General features: G+C 45.5%; 14 protein-coding genes. 5 read left to right on the top strand and 9 right to left on the bottom strand.

What is annotated here, in order from left to right; all coding sequences use genetic code 11:
• Positions 1-44: 44 nt before the first annotated feature.
• The 3 genes from B2U56_RS00150 to B2U56_RS00140 form a co-directional block, all read right to left on the bottom strand.
• A complete protein-coding gene (locus B2U56_RS00150) occupies positions 45-881 on the bottom strand; it encodes an Mrp/NBP35 family ATP-binding protein (protein WP_286951398.1) in 837 nt (278 codons plus the stop codon).
• A gap of 266 nt (positions 882-1,147) precedes the next feature.
• Complete coding sequence (locus B2U56_RS00145; protein ID WP_286951396.1) at positions 1,148-1,981, bottom strand: LacI family DNA-binding transcriptional regulator; 834 nt, start codon at positions 1,979-1,981, stop codon at positions 1,148-1,150.
• A 36-nt stretch (positions 1,982-2,017) separates the two neighbouring features.
• On the bottom strand, positions 2,018-3,661 hold the full coding sequence (locus B2U56_RS00140; RefSeq protein WP_286951395.1) for an AAA family ATPase: 1,644 nt from the start codon (positions 3,659-3,661) through the stop codon (positions 2,018-2,020).
• A 121-nt stretch (positions 3,662-3,782) separates the two neighbouring features.
• Between B2U56_RS00140 and B2U56_RS00135 the strand changes: the two genes are divergently transcribed.
• Positions 3,783-4,523 carry a FadR/GntR family transcriptional regulator gene (locus tag B2U56_RS00135; protein WP_286951394.1) on the top strand — a complete coding sequence of 247 codons (741 nt, stop codon included), beginning with the start codon at positions 3,783-3,785 and terminating at the stop codon, positions 4,521-4,523.
• Positions 4,501-5,697, top strand: a complete 1,197-nt coding sequence (locus B2U56_RS00130) for a YibE/F family protein (RefSeq protein WP_286951391.1) — start codon at positions 4,501-4,503, stop codon at positions 5,695-5,697. Before B2U56_RS00135 ends, B2U56_RS00130 begins: the two co-directional genes overlap by 23 nt.
• Positions 5,698-5,706: 9 nt before the next feature.
• On the opposite strand, the gene B2U56_RS00125 is transcribed toward B2U56_RS00130, so the two are convergent.
• Positions 5,707-6,636, bottom strand: a complete 930-nt coding sequence (locus B2U56_RS00125; protein ID WP_286951390.1) for an AEC family transporter — start codon at positions 6,634-6,636, stop codon at positions 5,707-5,709.
• Between the two features lie 112 nt (positions 6,637-6,748).
• Here B2U56_RS00125 and B2U56_RS00120 point away from each other — a divergent pair, with 112 nt between their 5' ends.
• Positions 6,749-8,134 carry a phosphomannomutase/phosphoglucomutase gene (locus tag B2U56_RS00120; RefSeq protein ID WP_286951388.1) on the top strand — a complete coding sequence of 462 codons (1,386 nt, stop codon included), beginning with the start codon at positions 6,749-6,751 and terminating at the stop codon, positions 8,132-8,134.
• A 34-nt stretch (positions 8,135-8,168) separates the two neighbouring features.
• On the opposite strand, the gene B2U56_RS00115 is transcribed toward B2U56_RS00120, so the two are convergent.
• The gene (locus B2U56_RS00115) at positions 8,169-9,056 is read right to left on the bottom strand and encodes an MBL fold metallo-hydrolase (protein WP_286951387.1); all 888 of its coding nucleotides are present in this window, start codon (positions 9,054-9,056) and stop codon (positions 8,169-8,171) included.
• 472 nt (positions 9,057-9,528) lie between these two features.
• On the opposite strand from B2U56_RS00115, the gene B2U56_RS00110 reads away from it, so the two are divergent.
• The gene (locus B2U56_RS00110; protein ID WP_286951699.1) at positions 9,529-10,305 is read left to right on the top strand and encodes an amino acid ABC transporter ATP-binding protein; all 777 of its coding nucleotides are present in this window, start codon (positions 9,529-9,531) and stop codon (positions 10,303-10,305) included.
• A 1-nt stretch (position 10,306) separates the two neighbouring features.
• Positions 10,307-10,960 (top strand): amino acid ABC transporter permease, encoded by a 654-nt coding sequence (locus tag B2U56_RS00105; protein ID WP_286951386.1) that lies wholly within the window; start codon positions 10,307-10,309, stop codon positions 10,958-10,960.
• A 43-nt stretch (positions 10,961-11,003) separates the two neighbouring features.
• Here B2U56_RS00105 and B2U56_RS00100 read toward each other — a convergent pair whose 3' ends face one another.
• The 4 genes from B2U56_RS00100 to B2U56_RS00085 form a co-directional block, all read right to left on the bottom strand.
• Positions 11,004-11,924 carry a hypothetical protein gene (locus B2U56_RS00100; RefSeq protein WP_286951385.1) on the bottom strand — a complete coding sequence of 307 codons (921 nt, stop codon included), beginning with the start codon at positions 11,922-11,924 and terminating at the stop codon, positions 11,004-11,006.
• A 49-nt stretch (positions 11,925-11,973) separates the two neighbouring features.
• Entirely contained in the window at positions 11,974-12,768 is a 795-nt protein-coding gene (locus tag B2U56_RS00095; protein WP_286951384.1) for a lysophospholipid acyltransferase family protein, read from the bottom strand.
• A 209-nt stretch (positions 12,769-12,977) separates the two neighbouring features.
• Positions 12,978-14,261, bottom strand: a complete 1,284-nt coding sequence (gene tyrS / locus B2U56_RS00090; protein WP_286951383.1) for a tyrosine--tRNA ligase — start codon at positions 14,259-14,261, stop codon at positions 12,978-12,980.
• Positions 14,262-14,299: 38 nt separating this feature from the next.
• A complete protein-coding gene (locus B2U56_RS00085) occupies positions 14,300-15,781 on the bottom strand; it encodes a hypothetical protein (RefSeq protein WP_286951382.1) in 1,482 nt (493 codons plus the stop codon).
• Between the last annotated feature and the right edge of the window lie 31 nt (positions 15,782-15,812).

Raw genomic sequence — 15,812 nt, 5'->3', positions numbered from 1 at the left:
TGAAAGGGCGACTTTTATAGCAAAGGCCGCCCTTCATATTTTTCTTATACTTCTACCCCAACACCCAGCTGTTCAAGTACTCCGTCAGCCAAGGCGTTCAGTAATTCTTCATTTTTATATTCCTCCAGGCGGCCCTGATCTCCCAGATGGGACAGTTCAAGATCGAGGGGGAATTTGCCAAGCACTGGGAGAGAGAATTTCTCTTCGATCTCCTTCACATGACTGGGACCGAAGACTTCTATAGCCTTGCCGCAATCAGGACAGGTCACATAGCTCATATTTTCGACAGCACCAAGAAGAGGAACCTCCATCATTTTAGTCATGTTAAGAGCCTTTTCCACCACCATTACAGAGAGTTCCTGAGGTGACGTCACTACAAGAAATCCGTCCAAATCAATAGTTTGCATGACGGTAAGAGGAGCATCGGCCGTTCCCGGGGGCAGGTCTACGATGATAAAATCGGTTTTATCCCACGCCACATCTTCCCAGAACTGCTTAATCACGCTAGCAATAATAGGCCCCCGCCAAACTACAGGCTTCGTTGGATCATCAAGAAGAAGATTGACAGACATGACTTTTATATCGAAAATCGATGATGCCGGAGGGATAATTCCCTGAGGAGATCCATACGGCGAATCGGTGACACCCATAAGTTTAGGAACGGAAGGACCAGTTATATCGGCATCAAGAATTCCTACAGAAAACCCCTTTTTAGCTAGAGCCACCGCCAATAGGCAGGATATGGAGCTCTTACCCACTCCACCTTTGCCACTGCCCACAGCAATAACTTTTCCAACGTCCTTTTTCTTTTTAGAGCATCCGCTGCAACCTTCGCAGGAAGACTTTCCACAAGACATTTCGTTACATCCTTGCTCAGACATATATCGTTCCTCCCTGTCAACATCTCCAGATAAAGAGATTTTTCACCTGTTCTTTTATACGCCTAGCGATAGATAGCGTCAAGTAATATACACTTTTGTCGACTTTTCTGAATAGGTTTATAGTAAATAATTCATCAGGAGGCGATCTTTTAGGCATTAGCGCTGGGTGTCTGTTTAGGAGGTAATGGCAGTTTTCTTGATGCAGCAGCTAACCTTGTAGTAGGATTTTATGCGGTGTTTACCTCGTCATTCGATATCGAACACTTCTATAAGGAAACGATATCCCCTTCTGGACTATAAAGAGGAGGAACGACCATCACCTTTTCAGGGCGCACCCCTTTCTCCTGTATGGCATTCAAGGACAGGCGCCCCGCAATGGCCCCCAGCTCGAAGGCCGGCCAGTCAAGGCAATAACTTTTCAGAAGTCTAGCCACATTAGGGTACCCGCACAGGACCACATTCTCTCCCCCCCCTGACATAGGGATATCATGGGATGAATCGACCACATACAGCGGGGGGAAGGTATTGAGAGAAGGCCCTTTTAGAAAGGAGGCAATATCCCTGAAGAAAGGTGCCGTCCCACTTTTAACCTCACAGACTCTCCCCTTCGCTATTTTTTGAAGTTTCTGAGCCCCCCGTTCCACATCGATCAACACAGAAAAACCACGTGGGTTCTCCGAACCCACCGCTACCAATGGCCCGTCAAAGGAAAGGTCTGGAACGGCGCCAGCTATCCAGATAATGCCATCCACATTACGAGAGAGGAGATCCCTGGCCACAACATTTTTCTGAGAAGGGCCCTGTCCCGAACATTTGACAAGTAAACTATAGCTCTGCTTCGACACGACACGGTCAAGGCCCGACAAAAAGCTTCCTACCCATGGCAGTGAGAGGTCTACAAAAACTACCCCCAAAAGACCTGTCCTGTTGCTGGACAATCCTCTGGCCACAGCATCAGGCTGATACCCAAGAGTTTTGGCTGCTTTCCAAACTCTTTCTCTCGTAGATGCTGATATCCTTGAGTCTCCCTTAAGCGCCCGACTGACTGTCGCTTTATTAACATTAGCCAGTTTAGCTACATCTTCCATCTTAACTTTCACTGCTGGCACCTCGTTTTGTTGAATCTGTCCATTCAATCAGTGTTCGTAACATCCACCGCCAATAAACTCTCTCAATATGGAATTGGACGGGACATTTTCAGAAGATAGAGGGGGCACAAACTTTAACATGGAAAGAAGCCGCCTTGCCTCCCCATGCATAGATGAAGATTCTGGAACAGTCTGTAAGAGGGGCTGCGCATACCCCTTCAAGACCGCTAATTCATAGGGCAAAGAGGAATTAAACATGGCAACAGCGCTGCTCTGGTAGGGGAAAATATATTCTCTTGCCCCCTTAATGACCGATGGCCAAAGATCCAGGGTCCGCTCAGCCGAATGTCCTCTTGTTCTATAATCCCTGATCATCCGCCGCAACAGCCTATTGTCCGTAGTACTTGTCCTATTGTGTTCGTCAAGATTGATACCCGTCAAAGGGGACACGAAAATACCAAATTTCATCTCTTCTGGAACAACTGCCGTCACCTTTTCATTTAAACCATGGATACCTTCAATAATAAGGACATCGTGTTTGTTGAGGCGAAGAGTTGCTCCAGGAAATTTTTTGCCTTTAATAAAATCAAACTCTGGGACTCTAACCTCTTCCCCCTTAAGAAGCTTGGCAAGCTGGCTTTCCAAAAGGTCGAGGTCTATTGCCTCTAAAACTTCAAAATCATAATTTCCCTGTTCGTCAAGAGGCGTCCTCTCTCTATCCACGAAATAGTTATCAAGAGAGATCACTGTGGGATTTAAACCACAGACCTGGAGCTGGATCTTTAGCCGTTTTGCTGTAGTTGTCTTCCCTGATCCGGAAGGACCTGCAATAACTATGACTTTTGTTTTTTCCCGCAGTGCTATGTCTTCCGCAATACGGCTGAGACGTTGAGAATGAAAGGCTTCTGAAATAAGAACCAGTTCAAGACCTTTTCCCTGGGCTATTTTTGCGTGAAAACTATCCATGGTCTTAAGGCCTAAAATTTCCAGCCATTTAGCGTAGTCAAGAAAGACCCCAGAAAGTTTTTTCGAAGCCCTGAAGGGCGGAAGCCGGTCTGGGTAGGAAACAGTAGGAAACTGCAGAACCATTCCAGGGGGGAAATACTTCAGTTCAAAAACACGAAGATATCCTGTTGAAGGAGCCAGAGGAGCGTAATAAAAACCATAGTTGTCTTCGCAACGATAAAGCTCTACAGGATCCTCAGCCGCCCACATAAAGAGTCTGGCGCTTTCAGGATTGCCCTGACGCTCAAAAATACGCCGGGCCTTATCAAGAGGAACGACCTCGCGGGTAATGGGAACATCTCGGTTGACCAGATCCCTAAGAGCCTTGTTTATACGAAGAACTTCTTCCTCTGTTAAATCCCTATCTGGGAGCTCCCAATAATATCCATCACTAATGGAATGTTTAATGGTCACATTTTTCCCCAATGCACGCTGGGCTGCCAATACAAGCGAAAAACTCAGGGAACGACGATACACTTCCATCCCCTCAAAGGAAGAGGTGTCTACAAATTCCACTTCTGCTTCATCATCTACAACCCAGCCCAAAGGGCGAAGATAGCTATTGACACGCCAGGCAACTATATGGGATCCGCCATCAATATCAGCTTTAGAGAGAACATCTTTCCCATTCATGGCACTAGAACACTCGCACGTATGGTAGTTACGAATATGGATCTGGAAAGACATTTTTCTCCTCCTTTCGGGCAATTTCGTTATTGCTCTATAATCTTTACTTTTCTATCTGGTATGATTTACTTTACTACAAGAAGGCAAATCCGTCTTGAATTGTTTGTGGAGGGCGATTGACATGACCGGGAAAAAAACCACGAAGAACAGGTCCGTTAAAATATATGAACAAGTTGCCGAAGAGATAAAAGAGCTTATTGCCCGGGGGGAAATCTCCCAGGGAGATCCTCTTCCCCCTGAAAGACAACTGATAGAAGACCTTAACGTGAGTCGAAGTTCTCTGAGGGAAGCTTTTCGCATCCTGGAGCTAATAGGGCTTGTAGAAAGCATCCCGGGGAAAGGACGTTTTGTCCGGAAGTCCCGTTTTGATGCCCAGAATATGAGAATGCCACTGCAGGACGAAGCCATTCTAGAACTGGTAGAAGCCCGCATGATCCTGGAACCTGCTATTGTGTCAGAAGCCGTTAAACATGCCACCCCCACAGATCTGACCCGCATACGAAAGATACTGACCCTTACAAGCAAAGATGTAGATTCCCTTGAACATCGCGCTCAGTGCGATTATGACTTTCATCTGCTTCTCGCCGAAGCAACTCATAATTTCGTTTTCGTCAACATTGTAAAAATGACCTTTAATCTAATTATGGAAACCCATGAAAGGATCTATTCTCTTCTTGATGATAAGGAGATCTTTCTTAAAGAACATAAAGAGATCTATCAATGCATATTGGCAAGGGACATAAAAAAAGCTCAGCGTTTCATGACCAACCATGTAGCCAGAGTATATAAAACACTCCTTGATGGCATTGCCCTGGGGGAGGAAGGGAGACTTCTTCCTAATGAAGAAACCTCAAAGCGTTAAGAATTACATTCTGGCTTCTCTCGCTGTAGTTATAATTGCTCTTATCGCTGCTCTGTCTTTTCATAAAATGGTACTGAAATCGTGGAATACAGAGGATTCGGTTATTGTCAATATAGACCGTGTGGGAAAGGTTCGAGGTACTGAAACGCCTCTGCCCTTTAACAATTCCACGGCTGAACGCGAAAAAGCTTCGCCGGAAACAGAGGAATCCCCATGGGAAACAGAATACATTGATATTACTGTGACCTTTCTCAATGGGGAGAAAAAAGGGAGATCAGAAGATATCCTCATTACGCAACTATCAACATCATCATTGGAGTTGATCAAGGGCCGCAGATATCTTCTTGTCTGCGACCGCTTCGAAGATGGAACCCTTCAGTACTCAATAAGCGATCGGTATAGGATCCCCTGGGTCATCGCTTTTCTGATCTTAGCGTCAGGGGGGCTCATCGCTTCTGCCGGGAAGGCCGGCTTCAGGGCCCTGGCCGGGCTTCTTCTTTCCCTGGCTGTACTGTTGGGATGGTATGTACCAGCTCTGGCCAGGGGGATAGCGCCAATACCCTTTGCCATCCTTACAATAGGCGCCGTTTCTATTATTACCGTCCTTCTTGTGGTTAGACGCCCGGCGTTCTGGATCGTCGCCTTTTTAGGAGCTCTTGGCGGAGCCATTGCTGCATCCACAGTGGGATGGATTATGGTTAAGATATGGCAACTGACTGGATTGGCAAGCGACAGCGCCAGCCTTCTAGCTTCCACTATTCCCAACCTTTCTATGGAAGGCTTGCTTCTTGCGGCTGTCATGATCGGTGCTATCGGAGCCGTACTCGATGTGGCTGTTTCAGTTACATCAACTCTAGCTGAACTTTTTTCATATGACTCCCGCATAGAAAGCCATCGCCTCTGGCAAGCTGGCATTGGAGTTGGGCGGGAAGTTTTAGGAAGCATGATCAACACTCTGATCCTGGCCTATCTAGGAAGCTCTCTTCCTTTCACTATTCTTATTTCTTACGCAGGGATCGATGCCATGGCCCTTCTTAACGATCCTTATATTGCGCAGGAACTGGTAAGAAGCGTCGCGGGGACCATCGGACTTCTCCTTACGATTCCTATCACTACCGGAGTTTGTGTCTGGTGGCTAGATTTCAGGTTGCGCTCTAAAAAGAGCACCGGATAAAAATACTGATCAGGAGAGCCCCAGCACTGTTGCCCACAAAGGAATTGTAACAATCGAACATAAAGTTGACGCGGCAATGGATTCTGCCGTATATGTCGGATCCATCCCCATGCCTTTAGCTACAATATAAGAGTTTACGGCAATAGGCATGGAAGACACGAGCACTGTTGTCTGGGAAAGAATGGGATCCACTGGCCAGAGAAGCAAAAAAAGCCACACTATTGAAGGAAAAATAACAAGCTTGAACAGAAGAGTTTCCCACGTTTCTTTAAGAGATGCCCCCACTCTCGCAAGGTTAAGGGAGGCCCCAAGAGCGAGGAGAGCAAGGCCGTTGCCCACATTCCCTAAGGCCTTCAGAGCTTCATCCATCCATCTGGGCATGGGGCCCGTCCCAGCGAGGGCAAAGATGATTCCTACGATACAGGCCATTATAAGGGGATTGGTAAAGATTTTTTTAAACGCATCTTTTAATGCACTGATGCGGAAGCTTCCAGAGAGGACGATCTGTCCCCATGCTATGGAAATGAGCTGGTAGCCAGCCATCACCACGGCAAGGTAGAGGGAGAGGGCCTGAAGACCGGCTTCTCCCAAAGCGACAGAAATAGCGGGGACGCCCATAAAGATATTGTTGGAACGAATAGACACCATAGTCAGAACAGCTAGACGCTCTTTTTTCAGCCCCACACATCGGCCGAAGATCAAAGCCACCGGAGGTGTAATCATAAGGGAAACATAAACGGCCTTAAAAAAATTTCCTCCAGAGAGAATTCCTACGTCTGCGTTGTAAGTTACTCTAAAAAGGAGGGCCGGGAGAGCTATCCAGTACAAAATAAAATTCATTCCGGCAAAAGCTTCTTCCCCTACAAGGCCTTTATTTCTAATGAACCATCCAATGCTGACGATAATGACAATAGGAAGAACAATGAAAAAGCTTCCCACGAAAAACCACACTCCCCTCAGTCCAAGTGGTATTATACAATCTACATAGGCAAAAAGGTCATTGAAATATAATGTTAAGCAAAAAAATAATCAGGGAAGGTGATGAGACCTGATGCAAGTACCAAAACATATTTTTAGAGAATATGACATTCGCGGAATAGCCGATACCGAACTCACTGAAAAAACAGTTACAGCTATTGGCAAAGCATACGGGACATTTCTTTACAGAGAGGGAATTACGTCGATTACTGTAGGAGGGGACGTGAGGCTCTCTACAGACCGAATCAAAAAAAATGTCATCGATGGCGTAACGTGGTCGGGAATTCATGTCACGGATATTGGCGTTGCCACCTCACCCCTTCTTTATTGGAGTCAGTTCCGCTTCAATTTTGATGGGGGTATTATGGTAACGGGCAGCCATAACCCCAAAGATATGAACGGCTTAAAATTGGCTTATGGCAAGAGCACCATGTACGGAGAGCAAATACAAGTAATCCTCTCAATGATAGAGAAGGATGACTTCGAAAAAGGCCCTGCTCTGGGGACAGTAAAAAAAGCAGATATCTGGGAAGAATATATTGCCATGCTTCTCTCAAAGATAAAACTGGGGCCACGAAAACTAAAAGTGGCAGCAGACGCTGGCAATGGAACGGCGGGCCTTTATATTCAATCCTTCCTTGAAAAACTAGGATGTGAAGTCGTTCCCCTTTTCTGTGAACCTGACGGGACATTTCCAAACCATCATCCAGATCCCCTTAAGAGAGAAAATCTCTCCTTTCTAATAGAAAAAGTGAGGCAGGAAAAAGCAGATCTTGGGATCGCTTTTGATGGAGACGCTGATCGTATTGGCGTAGTAGATGAAAAAGGAACCGTCATATGGGGAGACACCCTCATGGGACTTTATTGGCGTGAGATTCTCCCTAAATATCCTGGAGCCGTGGCAATTATCGAAGTCAAGTGCTCACAGGCCCTTGAAGATGAGATTTTGAGACTTGGTGGGAAACCGCTTTATTACAAAGCAGGACACTCTCTTATTAAAGCAAAGATGAAAGAGGTGGATGCCCTCTTTGCAGGAGAACTTTCTGGTCATATGTTCTTTGCTGATGAGTTTTACGGCTTTGATGATTCTTTCTATGCTGCGGGACGACTTCTCAGAATTCTCTCTAACGACGCGCGGTCTCTTTCAGAAATGCTCGTTGACTATCCTGTCTACTACAGCACTGCTGAAATACGGGTAGACTGCCCCGATGAAAAGAAATTTCAGGTTATCGAAAAAATAAAGGAAGAAGCCCTCAAGGATCACGATGCCATTACCATTGATGGAGTGAGGATTCTCTATGACCGGCGTGGATGGGGGCTTGTGAGGGCGTCAAACACTCAGCCGGTGCTTGTTACTCGATGCGAGGGGAAAACTCAAGAGGATCTGGACCATATTACAAGAGATATGAAACAGCGAATGTTAGACGTTGGGATTCCCGATTTTGAGTGGACATACTGATACATGCCAAGGAGCCCTGTTGCGGGGCTCCTTTTCAATGCTTTTTCTGCCATAGAAGGTTGCCTTTTTCTATAAAAGGTACAATCAGTCCCTTTTTCTCCAGAAAGGTTAGATAGGCTGAAAGGGAACTGGAGTTAAGGACATACTGTATGGGATTCATTTCCAGATCCCATTTTTGCACCAGCAAGGCGAGGATTTCTTCACGGCTACGGGGAACAGAACACAAGTCGTGAATAGCGTGACTTAAAGCCTCGATTCCCTTCCTATTTTCATTTACGAGAGGACGAATATCTTCAACTGGCTCCGCATGACAGGGAACAAACCATGCAGCTTCAAGTTTTTCCAACATATCTAATGTAGCGAGAGTTGCCTCCACATCAAAAGCAACCATAAAACGATATTTTTCTATGACTTCTTTTGCGAAGAGGCTGTCCGCAATATAACAAACCCCATCTGCCGAAAGAAAACCAATCATATTGATAAAGTGGCCAGGAAGGGCTAATGCCGTTAAGTCCGTATCAGGCACTCTTTCACCAGGAGATAATATTTGCGTTACAAGAGAAGGGGCTGCCTGAAGAAACTTTCCGGTCAGGGCACGAAAAGGAGCGGCTCCCCACAAGAGCATCGGCTCCAGAAATGGATTTTGAATTACAGTATCTTCTATTGAACTTGCCCAAATGGGACATGCCGTTTTTTTCTGCAAATAGGCGTTTCCTCCAACGTGATCAGCGTTGGAGTGAGTATTGAGAATCCCTCTGAGTTTCAGATTATTTTCCTGTATCAGTCTGAAAAGCCGTCGCCCTGACGTTTCATCACCTCCACTATCGATAAGAAAACAACCATCTTTCCCATCTTTCCAGAGGCCGACATTGACTCGTCCAGGAATATAGCAGCTTTGTCCTTTCAATATTTTTATTTCCATGGCATTTATCCCCTTTGCAAAAAACTTCTTGAACTTTGCATTTCCTTTTTTCCATGCTAAAATGACTTTGTTTGGTCCGTACCAATAAGGGTCAGTAGTCAAATGGTTCGGATTTAATGCTTTTCAGGAGGTGGAACAGCAGTGGAGATGAAAAAAGCAAAAGAGAGCTCTAAGAGTATTCGCGCGAAGCACCTAAACGACCAGAGTGACTCCTTCTCTAACGAGATGTCTGACCTGAATCAGGAATTATACCGTTGCCGTTACGATTCATAGAATAAGGATACAATAGAGTCTTAAGGTAAATCATGGGGCCGCTGGCCCCTTTTTTTATGGCTTATTTCCCCTTTTTAGAAGGGTAATTTTACTGCGGCTAGATTATATAATCTTATTTTTTAATTATTTTTCAAAAAAATGTTTGCCAGTAACCTAAAGTTGAGTTATAATTCCCGCGACTAATAGGAGGTGACGATTGTTGCAAAGTGCAATCGAAGTTAAGAATTTACATAAATCCTTTGGAAGTCTTCACGTTTTACAGGGCGTATCCATGACCGTGGGCGAAGGTGAAGTTGTTTCAGTCATTGGCCCTAGCGGATCAGGAAAAAGCACTTTAGCACGGTGCATATGCCGTCTCGAGGACATTAACGATGGAGAAATCTATCTCTACGGCCAACGAATCGATAATGGGAAACATTCAAATAAAGAAGTCGCGAACCTCGTAGGAATGATTTTCCAACAATTTAATCTTTTCCCTCATCTTTCAGTTCTTGATAATATCACACTCTGCCCTATCCAGGCCAAGGGGATGAAAAAAAAGGAAGCGGAAGATCTAGCTATTCGGCTTCTCGAACGAGTAGGCCTTGGGGACAAGGTATACGCTAAGCCAAGCCAGCTTTCTGGTGGACAGCAGCAACGGGTAGCAATTGCGCGAGCTCTTGCCATGCAGCCTAAGATCATGCTTTTCGATGAGCCTACAAGCGCCCTTGACCCCGAACTCGTGGGAGAAGTGCTCGAAGTTATTGCCCAGCTTGCTGAAACAGGCATGACCATGGTGATTATTACTCACGAAATGCTTTTTGCAAAAGATGTTTCTGACAGAATTATCTTTATGGCCGATGGGAATATTGTAGAACAGGGCTCTCCCCAAGACATTATGGTCAAACCTGCTCATCCTCGTACTCAGGCCTTTTTACAACGAATGCTTGTTCATTTTGGTGAAGACCTCACAAAGGAAGAAGGAGGTGCGTGCTGAAATGATGCTTGACTTCTCCTCTATAGTTCCCTATTGGCATATGTTCGTGACGGGAGCTGTTTTCACAGTTAAAGCTTCCATTCTTGCCGTTACCCTTGGTTCAATCATGGGAATTTTAATTGGAGCCCTTCGGGTAGTTCCGGTTAAGCCAATTAAGGGGCTTGCAGCGGCATATATTTACGTTATACGAGGCACCCCACTGCTCATACAGCTCTTTTTGATTTATTTTGGATTGCCTTCCCTCGGCATCAACCTGCCCGCTTTTACAGCAGGGATCATTGGTCTCTCTATTAATTCGGCAGGGTATGTGGGGGAAATTGTTCGCGGGGGTATAGAGGCTGTTCCCAAAGGGCAGTGGGAAGCCGCAAAGGTTCTTGGCCTTTCCTACCTGGGGACCATGCGTCATATTATTCTCCCGCAGGCCATACGGAACATGTTGCCGGCTTTGGGGAATGAATTTGTAACCCTTATCAAAGAATCATCGCTGCTATCGACGCTGGCCATTGCGGAATTGACCATGGTGGGACAGCAGGTTCGAAGCGTTACATACGCCTCTTTTGAAACCTTCATTATGGTAGGACTGATCTATTTATGTCTTACCAGCTTTACAAGCATTGCCCTTCAGCTTATAGAAAAACAGTGGCAAGTCCATTAAAAAATAAAAAGGAAGGCCGGGGATTATTTCCTCCCCCGGCCTTTTAATTCGGCGATGTTGCAGTTTGTGTTTTCTTTCCGTAATATTCCATTTCCCTCATGGCGTCCCTTGCGTCTATATAACCCCATGAAGCTGACACGATTTCACGTATAGAGAGTTTTCTTTTTTCTCTGAGCTCGTTCCACAAATGAAGAGGAAGGAAGAGCCATATTCGAAATATGGTTTCTGATTTCTCCAGGGATTGCTCAGAAAGAACCAAGTACCCTGTCCGGCTGAAAAGAACAACAGGCCTGGATCTCTGGGAGTTCATGCGTTGAAGATCATCGAGAGTAAAAGACAGGCCTTCTAGCTCTGCCATTTCCTTTCCCCCTGGAAGATCTGTGAGAGAAAACCACATTTGCATAGCCTGACCCACTTCATCAAAAAGATTCCCAACACTTTTAATCCACGTCTTTATGCGGGCAACCGACGCATAATCATTACGTGCCAGAGCAAAACGGATGCCCCAATATGCCTGCTTCACAGATAAATCTCGCTCAATAAGATCTAAAACAAACTGTTCATCTTTTAGGGTTTCCCCTGACATAATATCAGCCACATCATTCCGAAGGAGCCTCTTAAGGATCAGTAGTGTTGACATGTGATCCCCTGGAAGCTCAAGCTGTGATAATAAACTCTTACGGAGTTCTGATACCACTTCATCATTCAAAAAAATGGAATGAAAGCCTTCCACGGCCAATGTCAGTGATTGGTTCTGATATAAGAAGACTTCTGCCCGTCTCTCTTCTCCAATTTTGCCCCATTCCCATTTTTCGCCATTCAAATACGATGACGTCCCTATTAAAATCCTATTGTACGGGAGGAGGACGACGACTATGGGTGCTTTTGTTTTCGGTAGGCCAGGCACTGCCATAGCGTCGGGAAGTCTGACAATGTTGCCGCTTGACATGAGCTCATAGATCACCGATATCCCCTCCTTTCTCTAAAAAGGATACCACGTGAGAAAAACGTTATCAAGGAAAACGAGATCGCCAACGGCGATGAAGCCAAAGCCACTGTTCCGGGTGACGGATCACCATTTTTTCTAAAGTCGCATCTACATTCCGTGTCATACTCTCTAACTGCTCCTTCTTCTTTCCAACTCCAGAAAAGGTCAAAGGAGAAGATATTATAATCTGATGCCTAAAAGGCGCGATACGGTAAGAAATTACTGGAACGATAGGAACATGAGCCATGAGAGAAATAGCGGCTGGGCCATTGACTGTAGAGCACTCTTTTCCAAGGAAAAGCGACGGCAGCCCTGTAGGACCGCCATCCTGATCTGAAAGCAGTCCTAAAAAAGCTCCATTTTGAGCCAGCCGGACAGATTCTTTCATAATAGATTTTTTCTTTAGGGTGCGAAGGCCCACGCGACATCTGTAAGATTCTATAAGTTCCGCCACATCTTTGTCGTCAGGATCCCGTACAACAGCATGAAGGGGATACCCCTTTTGACAGAGCCATGCTGCCAGCAATTCCCAATTCCCAAGATGCCCCGTAAGTATGATTGCTCCCTTTTTTTCTTGCACCAGCTGTTCCAGTATGTGTTCCCCTTCTACTTCCACAACCCAGTCGAGAACCGAGGAAGGATCCTTCACAAGTACCAGATATTCTGCCAACATCCAGGCAATATGCCGATATACACCAGCAAGGGTCTTTTGACGCCACTCCTCACTATCCGGGAAAACAGTGTTTTTCATGTTTTCAAGGGCAACTTTTTTTCTGGGGCCTATGAGATAAAGGAGGTTGTCAAAAATAGCAGCACTCAAAGATGCCCTCCAGCCAGGAGCCACAAATTTTTGAAAAATTTGTAATAAAAAAGAACCAGCGCTCACTTAATACACCGTCCTCATAAAAAACAGGGAGCAGAAAAAACGAAAAGGAGCTCCATAACGAAGCCCCTCAAAAAGATCCAAGGTTGCCTCGTGAGAACTGACCGGCAACAGATCACTAAATTACCAATCAGGGGAAAATGATATTATTCCTTTATCTCGATAAGATTAAATCTCTTTTTCCCAAGGCGCACAAAGAGATGACGGCCACCGATAAGGAGTGTTTTTTCAATAGTTGCGTTCTCATCTTCTATCCTGTCGCCATTTACATAGATTCCACCGCCGCGGATGAGACGCCTTGCTTCTCCTTTGCTTTTACATGCTTCAACAGATACAAGAACATCTACAAGAGAAAGAGGCAGAGCTGTGCTGATGGTTCCATAGGGCACTTCCTCTGCCAGCATTTCCATCATCTCTTCAGACATATCTTCGTGGGTTATTTCTCCTCCAAAAAGAATTTCACTAGCCCGCGCCACTGTATCTGCAGCATGAGGACTGTGCACTAATGAAGTAACCTCCCAGGCCAACCGTTTTTGAGCTTCACGCTTTTCTGGAGCCGCAAGATGCTTGCTCATAATTTCTTCAATTTCTTCCAGCGGAAGGAATGTGAAAAAATTTAAAAGCTTTTCTACCATTTCATCTTCTGTGTTGATCCAGAACTGGTAAAAACGGTAGGGTGATGTCCGTTTAGGATCAAGCCAAACTGCACCTCCCTCTGTTTTTCCAAACTTCGTTCCTGATGAAGTGAGGAGAAGGGGGTTTGTCCATCCATAGGCCTGGTCTCCCTTTCGTTTGCGAATGAGATCTATGCCAGACACAATATTCCCCTGTTGGTCATTACCGCCCATCTGTATTTTACATCCATACTTTTCCAACAAGTGCATGAAGTCATAGGCCTGCAGGAGAGTATAAGAAAATTCAGTATAAGAGATGCTCTTTTCCGGATCGTTAAGGCGAGATTTAACATGTTCTTTATTGACCATGTAATTGATAGTAAAAAATTTTCCCACCTCTCTTAGAAAATCAAGAAAGGAGATGTCTTTTAACCAATCATAGTTATTGACAATGAGGGCCGAGTTTTTCCCGCAATTAAAATTCATAAAATGTTCGAGTTGATTTCTAACACCTCTGATGTTTTCCTGCACCGCTTCTGGGGAAAGGAGGTTTCTCTCTTTACTCTTGCCGGAGGGGTCACCAATCATGCCTGTTCCTCCGCCAGCAAGACAAATTGGCCTGTGCCCCATACGTTGCAGCCAGCTCAGAGTCATTATGGGGATAAGGTGCCCCACATGAAGGCTGTCAGCCGTAGGATCGAAACCAATGTACGCTGTAATCATTTCTTCTTTTTCAAAAAACTCATCCAGTTCTTCCGGATGACTGCACCATTCCACAAGACCTCGCTCTTGAAGAGCGCGGAACGCATTAACCATCGATACTTTTCCTCCCATAATAAATAATCAAGTAGTTTTTATAATTCCGGTGCTGTCCATCTAATGTATCCTTCATTGATGGAGGGCATTACTAAAGATATCTCACCGATGTTGCGTATTTTTTCTGCGCCTCTGGCCAGTTCCTCCACATTTACGCCAATATCACTTCCAAGCTTGCCTGCCATGGCACTCGCCCGGGCCACCACGTCGAAAGCATCTGCAAGACGAGCTCCATGAGCGTAAAGCCACGCAAAGGCTTCGGAGTTATTTTTCAAGGCTGGCACAGTACTACTTATTTTTTTCTCAACTTTTATCTCGTCTTTCTGCATAACTCCAAAAATAGCCAAATCCTCTCTGGCTGCGCCTACTACGGTAAGGGGGACATCTGAAGTTCCTCCCGCATGAAATCCTTCAAGACCTTGAATGGATGGCACAAGCACTCGCCACTCTTGTGACCAGAACTCATTTACAAGCTTTACGCCAGCGACTCCCCTATCTGGCAACTGAAGAAGGATACCGGGCAAGGAAAAGAAAATAAACTTACTGCTCCCACCAACGGTGACACACAGCGGACCTTTTAACAACTCTAAAATTTCTTCAGAAGAAAAGGGAAATCCCTCTGGAATCTCTTCTGTCAAATCCTGTTCTATATCCATATGGGCCACATCAGGAACATTAAGACCGCCTGCCAGCATTAGAGGTTCTGGCACAACTATTCGATTGTCCCACCGAATGGGAGAAAGCCTTTCCAGTATAGGTGCCGGTATGACTCCCTCTGTGCCAGTTGTTTTCCATCGAAGTTCGCCTTTTTCCTCATTTTCATTCCATGCCGCGTCAAATGTAAAGGGGACAAGAGATACTTCCACACCATCAAGGGATAGGAGCTGAGAAAATATGCCCCCGTCATAGAAACGAAAATGGCTAGTCCAGTCAGCAGAAACCTTCCAACTCATGTCAAGTTTATCTTTCGTATTGTTCAGCACTTCTTTCATCAGATTCAACCCTTCTCTAGAAGTAGATAAAAGGGTGAGCCCGCCATCTATGTGGACATAAAGAGGAGGCATTCCGCTGCTCCCCATCAAAACAACGGAACCATCCTCCTTTTTAGTTATTGAAACCTGCTCCTCAATCTCTTTCCATTCTTGGGGGAATTCCCCCTTTTCCAAACTCTGCGTTGTAGCCAAGCTAAAAAGCGCCGACCCGTAAAGATGGGGCTGGTTGCTTTCCCACGTTATTAGACTCGCGCCTTGCTGGGAATAGGAAAGGACTGGAGAAAATCCCTGAACAGCAAGTAAAAAAGGCCTTGCCTGGCCTGTTTCTTTAACCAGCTCTTCCGGGAGGTCAAAGTCAAAAACATCGCCTTTCCCTTCGAGGTAGACATATGGAGCTGATGGTTCAGGAATTGGAATAGGCTCGGTAATAGCTCGCTGTTCCGGCTGTTTGCCCATAAAGAATATGGCGAGGCCGATGATTGCAAAGCATAGTATAAAGCCTCCCCAGAAAAATAGCCCTTTCCGCATCGTATTCCCTCCCTGCGATAAAAATAAAACT

This window comes from Aminobacterium sp. UBA4987 (assembly GCF_002396985.1).
In the GTDB taxonomy this organism is placed as follows: Bacteria; Synergistota; Synergistia; order Synergistales; family Aminobacteriaceae; genus Aminobacterium; species Aminobacterium colombiense.
Note: the sequence above shows the minus strand (reverse complement) of the source record. Positions and strands in the feature narration are given on the sequence as shown.